Origin of the sequence: Variimorphobacter saccharofermentans (assembly GCF_014174405.1) — a bacterium.
GTDB classification, from domain to species: Bacteria; Bacillota; Clostridia; order Lachnospirales; family Lachnospiraceae; genus Mobilitalea; species Mobilitalea saccharofermentans.
Window position 1 is genome coordinate 1,543,391 of the sequence record NZ_JACEGA010000001.1, and the last position, 11,277, is coordinate 1,554,667.

Below are 11,277 nucleotides of genomic sequence, written 5' to 3' on the forward strand. Positions count from 1 at the left end.
ATTCCATTTTATAGAAATTCATAAATATATGAGAGAATGATTGAATAGGAAAATATACGAATAAATTTGGGATAGATCAATATGGTAATATTTTAGTAAGTATAAATTTATATTGATAGTAGTTACAAAATTCGATAAAATAAAATTACCACTAAGTTCCTTTTTTGATTCAAATCACAGACATTACATAGGCAAGAGATATTATTAATATATAGGAAGGTAATAGTTTACTCGAATACTTTCCAGATTTTCGTAAATAATAGAAAAGAAGTATGCCATATAAATGTTAGGAAATTGCGAAACTCTGAAGATGTCTTAATTGTGTATACCGTGGATACATATCCTACGCAATCCCGCTCCTTCCGCTATGGTTTGCTCCGGAATATGTATCCACGGTATACACAATGATCACAATTAGTCATGATAAAAGAAAGTTCGCAAAACGTACTTTCTATTGAATAGTTTCTCAATTACCTAAAATAATAGTAAATGAAAGGATGGATATATTATGAAGAACATGATTATTGAAAAAGTAATAGGAAGAGAAATACTGGACTCCAGGGGGAACCCAACAGTGGAAGCGGAGGTAACATTAGCAGATGGAACAGTTGGTCGGGCTGCAGTGCCTTCTGGTGCTTCTACGGGAGCCTTTGAGGCGGTAGAACTTCGTGATGGAGATAAGAACAGATATTTAGGAACCGGCGTTAAGAAGGCCGTGGAGAATGTGAATTCTACCATATCCTCTGCTATAGTAGGTATGAACGCTTGTGACCAGGCTGAGATAGATGCAAAAATGATCCAATTAGATGGTACAGCGAATAAGGGAAAGCTTGGCGCTAATGCAATTCTTGGGGTGTCCCTGGCAGTTGCGAAAGCAGCAGCCGCTTCGTTAAAAATGCCTCTATATCGTTATTTAGGCGGAGTTAATGCAAAGACCCTTCCGGTCCCGATGATGAATATTATCAACGGAGGTAAGCATGCAGACTCCAGTCTCAATATTCAGGAATTTATGATTATGCCTGTGGGTGCACAAAGCTTTTCAGAAGCTCTGGAGCATAGCGCAACGGTATTTCATACCTTAAAGAAGTTATTGAAAGCCGATGGTTATGTTACAGCTGTGGGTGATGAGGGCGGATTCGCTCCCAAATTCAACAGCGATACCGAGGCACTTGATTACATTGTAAAAGCAATTGAGACAGCCGGTTACCGTCCGGGTGAGGATTTCTTTATCGCCATTGATGCAGCTGCAACAGAAATGTATGACGAAGCAAAGAAAGCCGGAAGAGAGGGTGATTACCTTTTCTGGAAGGCAGGAGAGTACAAAACTGTGGATGAAATGGTAGACTTCTGGGAACAGATCTGTAATAAATATCCTGTTATTTCTCTGGAAGATGGTTTGGCAGAAGAAGATTGGAAGGGTTGGAAGCTCCTTACGGATCGTATTGGTAATAAGGTTCAATTGGTTGGAGATGATCTTTTCGTTACGAATACGAATAGAATTATCGAAGGTATTAAACAAGGAATTTCGAATTCTGTACTGATTAAATTCAACCAGATTGGTTCCTTGACTGAGACCCTGGATGCTATAGAGATGGCAAAAAATAACCGATGGACGGCAGTAGTGTCCCATCGTTCGGGTGAAACAGAGGACGTTACACTTGCAGATATCGCAGTGGCAACCAATGCAGGACAGATTAAAACTGGTGCACCGTCAAGAACAGACCGTGTTGCAAAATACAACCAGCTCCTCAGAATTGAACAGGAGCTCGGTGGCACAGCTAGATATCTGGGTAGAGATGCCTTTAAGGTATTTAAAGAATAAATTACTTTAATCAAATATGAGGAAGGGCTGTTGCAGAATTTATCTCAATTTCAAAGATCATTCTGTAATAGCCCTTCTTAATTTACGTTAAGGCATAGTAATTGTGCCCCGTGATAAATATATGTTATTAGTGCTGTATAGACCTAGAAATGTTATCATTTGTGCTTTACTTCATAAGGTTCTTTCATTTTACAACGATAGGATTTGATGATATTACCGCTCTCTAAGACATATTTTCTTTCCATATTACTGTCGGAATTGAATATATATGGCATATTATCATACAATGGCCAGTTATCTCCCATGGAATCATCGTATGGTCTTACGGGAGATGTTTTCATATTAGTGCTTTTATCCATGCTAACACCCCATTTACATTCGTATAATATGTACCTTTACACTTTAACTATATACCCAAATTCACTAGATTTCAAGAGAGAAGTTCTTTTGGGGATGATATCGTGCGTTCAGTATTTTTTGGAATTCTACAATTACAATTGGAGCCATGGACAAAAGCAAGGTGATAGCCCATTGACGGAAGGATAATGGTACAACTTGAAATACCTTTGCTAAAGGAGGGATAGTAATAACACTAACCTGTAGGAAGGCGCAGATTAAAAACGAATACACCAGTTTTCTGTTGCTGAATAGACCGATGGAAGCCAGGGAATATTCGCTTCTCATATTGAAAGAGTGAAATAACTGGGATAGGCTTAATACTGCAAAAGCCATGGTCCTTCCAACCCAGGGTGTATAAACACCCGGTAAAGCATTGCTTATGTTCTGTTCCGCAAAGGAACGTTGAATCGTAGGAAGATCGTAGTAATAATATCCAATAACAAATGCCAGAAGAGCTAATGAGCCAATCATAATTCCTTCTATGATAATACGAATAGCTAGACCATCTGCGAATAACCCTTTACTAGGTGAAACCGGCTTTTTCTTCATGATATCCTTCGCTGTGGGTTCTACACCAAGGGATATAGCAGGAAGAGAATCAGTTACTAAATTAACCCATAATAATTGAACTGCGATTAAGGGAGTCGGTAAACCTAATATGATTGCCACAAAGATGGTAAGAATCTCACCAATATTGCTTGATAACAGAAAATGAACGGCTTTTTTGATATTATCATAAATACCCCTGCCTTCTTTTACCGCTGAAACAATGGTTGCAAAATTATCGTCGGTTAATATCATATCAGCAGCATTCTTAGCAACATCTGTTCCGGTAATACCCATAGCACATCCGATATCAGCCGTTTTTAAGGCGGGAGCGTCATTTACTCCATCTCCAGTCATGGCTACCACTTCACCACGGCTTTGAAAAGCCTTTACAATCCGGACTTTATGCTCAGGGGATACTCGTGCAAATACACTATACCGGTAAATATTATCGGACAGCTCCTCATTACTCATTCTTTGAAGCACATCACCGGTTATCGCTTCATCTCCATTCGCAAGAATCCCAAGCTCCTTCGCGATCGCCTTTGCAGTTAATACATGATCACCGGTTATCATGACAGGCTTAATACCGGCCTGGCGACACAGCCTGACAGCATCCTTAACCTCTTCTCGTGGAGGGTCAATCATACCGATTAATCCGATAAACGTTAATCCATTCTCTAGCTCGGAGGAGCTTGCTTTTACTTTATCTCTGCTAATATTCTTGTAAGCAATGGCAATTACTCGCAATGCTTTTTCCGTCATCGAGTTATTTAAGGCAATCAGTCGGTTCTTTTCCTTATTGGTAATTGGAAGATGTTTTCCGTTCTGGTATACAGTGGTGCATCGGTTTATCATAAAATCGAAGGCGCCCTTTGTAATGCTTCGATAGGTATGGTCTTTTGACTTATGAACGGTAGTCATAAGCTTTCTTGCAGAATCAAATGGTATTTCGTGCACTCTTTGATATGAGGTATCAAGTATATTTTTATTAGAACCATGATGATAGGCAGCCAGTACCAAAGCTTTTTCAGTGGGCTCACCAGACACATTGATATTATTTCCTTCCTGTAGTATAGCATCATTACATAGTGCAGCATGGGAGAGTAAAAACGTTCCGAAATCACTATTCATTTTTTCTGTTCCATTGAGGGAGCAGATTTCTGTTACCGTCATGATATTCTGAGTCAAGGTGCCTGTTTTGTCGGAGCAGATTACGGTAGCACTACCAAGTGTTTCTACTGCCGGAAGCTTTCGAATAACAGAATTCTTTTTGGCCATTCGTTGTACACCTAGGGATAGCATAATTGTCACGATAGCAGGTAATCCTTCGGGGATGGCAGCAACGGCGAGACTGACGGAGGTCATAAACATATCGAAGATTGGTAGCTGCTTGATGATTCCCATAATGAAAATTACTGCACAGATTACTAGTGCAGCGATTCCTAATATTTTACCGGTTTTTGCCAGTCGCTTCTGTAAGGGAGTCATGGGTGTTTCATCCTCCATGATAAGCTTTGCAATATGACCTACCTGTGTGTTCATTCCGGTTTCGGTCACTACAGCGAGCCCCCTGCCATAGGTAACGGTACTGGTAGCTAGAACCATATTAATACGATCACCAAGGCCGGTATCTGGTTTTAAGATAACCTCAGCGTTTTTTTCTACAGGATGGGATTCCCCTGTTAATGAAGCCTCCTCCACTCTTAGATTTACAGAGGAAAGCAATCGTCCATCAGCGGGGACAAAGCAGCCGGTTTCCAACAGGATAATATCACCAGGTACTAATTCGGAGGAATCGATAACTAGTACATGCTTATCACGAAGCACATGTGCCGTAGGAGCAGACATTTTCTTTAAAGCTTCCAGAGCTTTCTCGGCACGCGCTTCTTGAAGCACACCCAGGGATGCATTTACAGTTATAATACAAAGGATGATAACGGGATCAACAAAATCCGGTTCTCCATCAAAATAGGACACGATAAATGAAATAATTGCTGCTAGTATAAGAATCAGTATCATAAAATCAGCAAATTGAGCAAAAAACCTTACCAAAAGACTTTTGCCTTTCTTTGCTTCGAGAATGTTCTTGCCATAAGCTTGCTGCCTCGCGAATGCTTCCTTTTCTGACAATCCGGAATCTGGCAATACTTTTAATTTTTTTAGTACTTCTTCTTTTGAAAGACAATGCCACTGCATGAGGTCATCACTCCCGATAAGGGTAATCTTCTTTTAATTATATGAATACGTATTTGGAATATGAATGGAATAGGATGACAGGCGAATAGTAGCAACTACAACGATATGACATTATATTTATGATATAAAACATTTTACTTTCTTCTTTTTCAGTGTATAATACTTCGAGTAATGATAGAAGTTAATTGAGATATTGGTTGAGCAATGTGAGGTCTCAAGACTTTGATGAAAGGTATGGTTAATGATATGCAGAAGAGTATTACTAGAGATATGACTAACGGTTCACCAGCAAAACTAATATTGAAATTTTCATTTCCGATGTTATTGGGTAATTTGTTTCAACAATTATATAATATGGTGGATTCTATCGTGGTAGGGAAGTTTGTTGGTAAGGATGCTTTGGCTGCAGTAGGAGCTACTGGATCGTTGGGGTTTCTTATCATAGGCTTGGCCTTTGGTTTGGCCGCAGGTGTATCCATTGTTATTTCCCAATATTTTGGTGCGAAAGACTATGACAATGTCCGTAAAGGCTTTGCCACTGCTACCTACATAATCATCGGCAGTGCTTTGATTATGGGTATCATCGGTTTCTTTTCCTGTCGAACTTTGCTTGAAATATTGAATACACCGGAATCAATCATAGATCAGTCTGAGCTTTACTTAAAGATTACATTTGCAGGAATTCTAGGTGTATCCTGCTATAATGGGATGTCTGCGGTATTGAGAGCGTTGGGAGATTCTGTTACACCTTTAATCTTCCTTGCTGTGGCAAGCATTCTAAATGTGGTGCTTGACTTGTTATTTGTCGTGGTATTTCATTGGGATGTGCCGGGTGTTGCCATTGCAACCATAATATCCCAATTTGTATCGGCAATTGGATGTATCGTTTACGCAATGGCCAGAGTGAAGATTCTACGGATACCGTTGCATGAGTTTAAACCGGACAAGACTATCTTTAAAAAATGTATTAAACTGGGCATTCCTGTAGCATTACAGAATTCATTCGTTTCGATTTCAATGACCGCTTTACAATGGGTTATTAATGGATATGAAGAGGTAGTAATCGCTGCAAATACTGTGGTACTGCGTATTGAGCAGTTGGTATTACAGCCCGGTATGTCCGTAGGAGCTGCATTGGCAGCTTATGCAGGACAGAATGTGGGAGCTGGAAGAATTGATCGAGCCAGAAGTGGATATAAGTGGGCATCGATTATTATCATTATATTCAGCGTTATCATGTTACCCGTAATGTATTTTGGCGGAGGCCTTCTGATGGACTTATTTACGAAGAAGGAGGATGTGGACGTAGTAATCATTGGTATCAAGGCAATTCGTATCACCTGTTTCTTTTACTCAGCGGTGGGTATGATATTTGTATCAAGAAACTTCCTGAGCGGAACAGGAGATATTCGCATACCGATGGTTATGGGTTTTGTAGAAGTTATATGCAGAGTTTTCTTTGCTGTTGTGTTACCGAACTTTATTGGGTTTTACGGAATTTGGTGGTCAACTGCATTAACCTGGGTGTTTACCGCTATTGTAGGTATTGTTCGTGAATGGACGGGCATATGGAAGACAAAATCAATTGTACAACCATAAAATTGAATCACTTATGCTTTAGCTCTTTCTTGTTTTTATGTTTTATTATTCGACTAATAAGAAACGCTAAAAGGCAGGTAAACGCTACAGGTATGAGATTATGCTTGTAGCGTTCGTAATATATACCGACATATTGATAGTTTTCTCGTAGCATATAACCTAACCCAATCAGCAGTGTGTTCCAGATGGTTATACCTATAGCGGAGGCTGTAAAATAGGTGATCGGATGCAATTTGGAAGCACCGGCAATCAAAGCAATATAGGTTCTTATCAATGGAATAACTCTGCCGATGCATACGGCTGAGGCACCATGTACCTTAAATTTTTCGTTAGCTGATTCTATTCCCTTCTTTGCTTTTGGAAATTTGTGTGAAATGCCATTAATGATGGCACCTCCGCCATACCATCCGACAGCATAGCATATGCCGGTACCTATCAATCCAGCAATAACACTTAATGGAAGAATTATTAGGAAACTTGTTTGATTCACAGAAGCTACCGCTCCAGAGAAGGGAAGAACAATTTCACTGGATACAGGAAAACAGGCATATTCCAGAAGAATTATGACAAAGATAGCAATTAAGCCATATTCATTAATAATATTGGTAATAAAACTCATAGCTTTCTCCAAATATACTGATTCGAATAAAGTATATGCCGTAAGAAAAGGAAACTTGTGTGAAATTGTATCAATAGGTGATATTTCTTATGGAAAATGATTGGACAAGAATAGCTTTTTTTATTATAATAGGTAAAATAATCTATAATTAATTTTATTCTTGTGTTAGAATTATGAATAGTGGCAACGATTTACTGAAATGTTACTATATTATAAGGCTGATAGATAAAATACCAGCCAATTGATAAGCAATCATGACTTAACAGAATAAAATATATTATACATGTGTATGATGAGTGGATACAGGGGGAGAAGTTAGATGAAATTACTATCTAAATTTTCAAAAAAGGATTTATGGAGCGTTCCGAATATTCTATGTTATATACGGTTTATGCTGATTCCCATATTTCTAATTCTTTATATTAGAGCCGAGGAGCCAGTAGAATATCTGAAAGCGGCAGCAATCGTATTCTTATCGGGATTAACGGACTTTTTGGATGGATTTATAGCCCGAAGATTTGATATGGTTACCGAGTTGGGAAAGCTGATAGATCCTTTAGCAGATAAATTAACACAGGCGTCATTAATATTCGTTTTGGTTGTTAAATTTAAGTGGATGATTTTACTGCTGGTTCTTTTTGTTGCAATGCAGTTGTTTCTACTGATAGCTGGCTTGGTAATGCTAAGAAAGGGAACAAAGTTGAATGGAGCAAAATGGTTTGGTAAGGTATCAACAACAGTCTTTTATGCGGTGATGTTAGTTCTTGTTGCAGTTCCTACCTTATCTACGAACATAACAAATGTGCTAATGCTGATATGCGGTGCATTTCTATTGTTATCATTTTTGCTTTATATAAGGGAATACGTGGATATGTATCATAGATTAGAACGTGTGGAACAGAAATAATATCATGTAATAACGACGGATGGAAACGCGTAAAATGAATCGGAAGCAATAATGTATATCGTTTCTTTTTTATATACAAGAGGCTGTTGCATACTATGCGGAGATTATAACTTACCTCACACAGACGGTAGTTATAATCCCCACATCATATGCAACAGCCTCTTGTATTATCTACGATATCATTAATTTTTGCATGGCCCGGTGCTTTCCCGTTGGATGAATTTGGCACGAAGCAGCAATTTACTAATGGTGACATTGTGTACAAGACCATCTAAAAGTAAAAACGCACTTTTACCTAAATCCGTACGATCCTGACGGATGGTGGTAAGAGATGGAGTTAACTGGGACGCGATGGGAAGATCATCAAAACCTATCACACTTACATCCTCAGGTACCTTTAACCCCAACTTATGTAGTTCTGTAATAACTCCGGTTGCGATCAGATCACTTGCACACATAATTGCGGTTGCCCCGTGTTTAACAAAGCCTGGTACATAATCCTTTGCACAGTCCGGTACATAATAACCATATTCAATTAAATCTTCATTAACCTCTAGACCATGTTTTTCCATACTGGTGATAAAGGATTGCTGTCTTTGTTCGGATACCATGGAATTCTTAGATCCGTTAAGAAAGGCAATCTTCTTATGACCCAGACTATATAAATGGGATACTGCAAGATCGATACCCTCATAGTTGTCAGTACCAACATAACCAATATGATTATTTCGTTCAATATAATTATCTAGTAGAACAGTAGGTACAGAGGTCTTATTTAATTGCTGTACCCAATCATCATGTAGGGTGAAACCTAGTAGAAACGCTCCGCTATAACCGTTTTTTAGCATATAGGAGTCGAACTTTTCAGCAGTTTGCATATTCAGGTTCGTCGGAACGACATTTACATCCCAATGTCTTCTGGCAGCAGCCAATTTAAAGCCAACAATAATTTCGTAACCGAATTGTTCGATGTTTTCATAATCCATATTCTCGATAAATATGCATACTTTTCTCGAGCCAGAGGCTTTCATTTTCTTCGATGCATAACCCATCTCTACAGCAGTGTCTAATACAAGCTGACGCATTTCATCACTAATATCACTGGCACCATTTAACCCCTTGGATACGGTGCTAACTGCTATCCCGAGTTTATTTGCAATGTCTTTTATCGTTGCCATGGATTTTCCTCCCTACAGTGTATTTGCTCTGTATAAAAATCATATTTAGTATAACCCTAAGTAATATCATTTTCAATATATGATTTTGCTTTTCGATCTGTATCGCGGAATGAGAGGTGACTTTAAAATTAAATTTTCGAAAAAACATAATCATATTTATATTTTACTTGTTATTTTCGAATAATTCAATAATAAAATGTAATATAAATCCAAACACATTAAACTCTAATAAGTAATAATGGACAAAATTATAACAATAGAATGCTGTTTTAATATGAAAAATTACAACATAATAATATGGTATTATTGACAAAATACAAAATAGGTGGTATTCTATCTATAGAGTTTCGAAAATTTCCGAAAATAACAAATAAATTAAATTGCTTTATTACTAAATCGAGAGTGAGTAAAAGTATGACAATATCAAAGAAACAAGAATTAATAAGGGGAGCAGGAATACTAATGCCAATCAGTGCATTACCATCTTCCTATGGAATTGGTACTTTGGGCAGGGAGGCATATCGTTTTGCTGATTTTCTATATCGGATTGGTTGTCGTTATTGGCAGGTACTTCCTGTGGGACCAACCAGTTATGGTGACAGCCCTTATCAATCCTTTTCTGCATTTGCCGGAAATCCGTATTTTATAGATCTGGATTTCTTAGCAGAGGAAGGTTTGCTAAAGCCAGAAGAGATTATGGAACAGGAATGGCAACAGGAGGAAGACTGCATTGACTATGCAAGGATTTATCAGTTGCGTTTTTGCATCCTTAGAAAGGCATATCATAGAAGTAATCATAAGGATACACAGGAATTTATTCGTTTTCGCAATAAGAATTGCTATTGGCTAAAGGATTATTGTAGATACATGGCAATAAAGGAGCATTTTGATAGTCATGAGTGGCAATTGTGGGAGGATAATATTCGTAACAGAGATCGAAATGCAATCGAGTATTATGACAGCTTATTAGAGGATGAGATTGACTTCTGGGAATTTTGCCAATATAAATTCAGAGAACAATGGGATCGGTTAAAGTCCTATGTTAATAAGCTGGATATACAGGTAATCGGTGATATTCCTCTTTATGTTGCTGCCGACAGTTCGGATGTATGGGTTCATACAGATTTATTCGAATTGGATCAGAGGAAGAACCCGGTGAATGTAGCAGGGGTACCACCAGATGCATTTTCTGATTTGGGTCAGCGATGGGGTAATCCTCTTTACAGATGGGATACCATTGAGAAAAATGATTTCATCTGGTGGAGAGAGAGAATGAGAATTTCAGCAGAGCTGTATGATGTAATCCGAATCGATCACTTTATCGGAGTTGTAAATTACTACTCCATACCTGCGGATTGCCCCACTGCAGTTGAAGGTGAATGGAAAAAGGGACCGGGAAGCAAGTTAACGAAGATTATAAGTGAATCAATCGGTGATGCCAAAATCATAGCGGAGGACTTAGGGGTACTGACACAGGAGGTAAGAGATCTGATTGAACAAACAGGATATCCTGGTATGAGGATCCTGGAATTTGGTTTAGAGGGTCCTGCAGATCATGAATATCTGCCTCATAATTATAAGAGTACTAATCTGGTAGCATATACGGGAACCCATGATAATGAGACACTGGTTGGTTATCTGGCCGACAAGACGGAGGAGGAACTGAGCTTCACTTATCGCTATTTTAACGTTAGTAGCAAGGAGGAACTTCCTTATGCTGTGATCCGTTCTTTGTATTCCAGTATTGCGGATGTTGTAATTGTACAAATGCAGGATTTACTACTGCTTGATAATTCGGCAAGAATGAATTTTCCATCCACCATCGGAGGTAACTGGAAATGGCGCATGAAGCAGGAGCATTATGAATTCCTGAATGAGGAGATATTAAGAGAATATGCTGATCTTTCTGCACGTTCACCGAAAATAAATGAGAAAACAGAATTGGATGTTACGAAAGAGGTTGAAGATACAGAGTAAATATGGAGTTGATTCATAAAAAATCAGTGCA

General features: G+C 38.5%; 8 protein-coding genes. 4 read left to right on the top strand and 4 right to left on the bottom strand.

Annotated elements, in window-relative coordinates; genetic code table 11:
- The first annotated feature begins 508 nt into the window (after positions 1-508).
- Positions 509-1,822: a phosphopyruvate hydratase gene (eno, locus tag H0486_RS06730; RefSeq protein WP_228352268.1), complete on the top strand. Its 1,314-nt coding sequence runs from the start codon at positions 509-511 to the stop codon at positions 1,820-1,822.
- Between the two features lie 155 nt (positions 1,823-1,977).
- Here the strand turns inward: eno and H0486_RS06735 are convergent, their stop codons facing one another.
- Together H0486_RS06735 and H0486_RS06740 are read right to left on the bottom strand one after the other, a co-directional pair.
- Positions 1,978-2,181 carry a hypothetical protein gene (locus tag H0486_RS06735; RefSeq protein ID WP_228352269.1) on the bottom strand — a complete coding sequence of 68 codons (204 nt, stop codon included), beginning with the start codon at positions 2,179-2,181 and terminating at the stop codon, positions 1,978-1,980.
- Positions 2,182-2,245: 64 nt separating this feature from the next.
- Positions 2,246-4,966, bottom strand: a complete 2,721-nt coding sequence (locus H0486_RS06740; protein WP_228352270.1) for a calcium-translocating P-type ATPase, PMCA-type — start codon at positions 4,964-4,966, stop codon at positions 2,246-2,248.
- A gap of 225 nt (positions 4,967-5,191) precedes the next feature.
- Here H0486_RS06740 and H0486_RS06745 point away from each other — a divergent pair, with 225 nt between their 5' ends.
- The gene (locus H0486_RS06745) at positions 5,192-6,565 is read left to right on the top strand and encodes an MATE family efflux transporter (protein ID WP_228352271.1); all 1,374 of its coding nucleotides are present in this window, start codon (positions 5,192-5,194) and stop codon (positions 6,563-6,565) included.
- 7 nt (positions 6,566-6,572) lie between these two features.
- Here H0486_RS06745 and H0486_RS06750 read toward each other — a convergent pair whose 3' ends face one another.
- A complete protein-coding gene (locus H0486_RS06750) occupies positions 6,573-7,184 on the bottom strand; it encodes a DedA family protein (protein ID WP_228352272.1) in 612 nt (203 codons plus the stop codon).
- 319 nt (positions 7,185-7,503) lie between these two features.
- On the opposite strand from H0486_RS06750, the gene H0486_RS06755 reads away from it, so the two are divergent.
- Complete coding sequence (locus H0486_RS06755; protein ID WP_228352273.1) at positions 7,504-8,091, top strand: CDP-alcohol phosphatidyltransferase family protein; 588 nt, start codon at positions 7,504-7,506, stop codon at positions 8,089-8,091.
- Positions 8,092-8,273: 182 nt separating this feature from the next.
- On the opposite strand, the gene H0486_RS06760 is transcribed toward H0486_RS06755, so the two are convergent.
- On the bottom strand, positions 8,274-9,269 hold the full coding sequence (locus tag H0486_RS06760; RefSeq protein ID WP_228352274.1) for a LacI family DNA-binding transcriptional regulator: 996 nt from the start codon (positions 9,267-9,269) through the stop codon (positions 8,274-8,276).
- Positions 9,270-9,683: 414 nt separating this feature from the next.
- Here H0486_RS06760 and malQ point away from each other — a divergent pair, with 414 nt between their 5' ends.
- Complete coding sequence (gene malQ / locus H0486_RS06765; RefSeq protein WP_228352275.1) at positions 9,684-11,246, top strand: 4-alpha-glucanotransferase; 1,563 nt, start codon at positions 9,684-9,686, stop codon at positions 11,244-11,246.
- Positions 11,247-11,277: the final 31 nt, after the last annotated feature.

What these genes read in the sequence shown, in the direction of transcription:
- eno (WP_228352268.1), top strand. Translation starts at nt 509, where the DNA reads ATGAAGAACATGATTATTGAAAAAGTAATAGGAAGAGAAATACTGGAC.
- H0486_RS06735 (WP_228352269.1), bottom strand. Translation starts at nt 2,181, where the DNA reads ATGGATAAAAGCACTAATATGAAAACATCTCCCGTAAGACCATACGAT.
- H0486_RS06740 (WP_228352270.1), bottom strand. Translation starts at nt 4,966, where the DNA reads ATGCAGTGGCATTGTCTTTCAAAAGAAGAAGTACTAAAAAAATTAAAA.
- H0486_RS06745 (WP_228352271.1), top strand. Translation starts at nt 5,192, where the DNA reads ATGAAAGGTATGGTTAATGATATGCAGAAGAGTATTACTAGAGATATG.
- H0486_RS06750 (WP_228352272.1), bottom strand. Translation starts at nt 7,184, where the DNA reads ATGAGTTTTATTACCAATATTATTAATGAATATGGCTTAATTGCTATC.
- H0486_RS06755 (WP_228352273.1), top strand. Translation starts at nt 7,504, where the DNA reads ATGAAATTACTATCTAAATTTTCAAAAAAGGATTTATGGAGCGTTCCG.
- H0486_RS06760 (WP_228352274.1), bottom strand. Translation starts at nt 9,269, where the DNA reads ATGGCAACGATAAAAGACATTGCAAATAAACTCGGGATAGCAGTTAGC.
- malQ (WP_228352275.1), top strand. Translation starts at nt 9,684, where the DNA reads ATGACAATATCAAAGAAACAAGAATTAATAAGGGGAGCAGGAATACTA.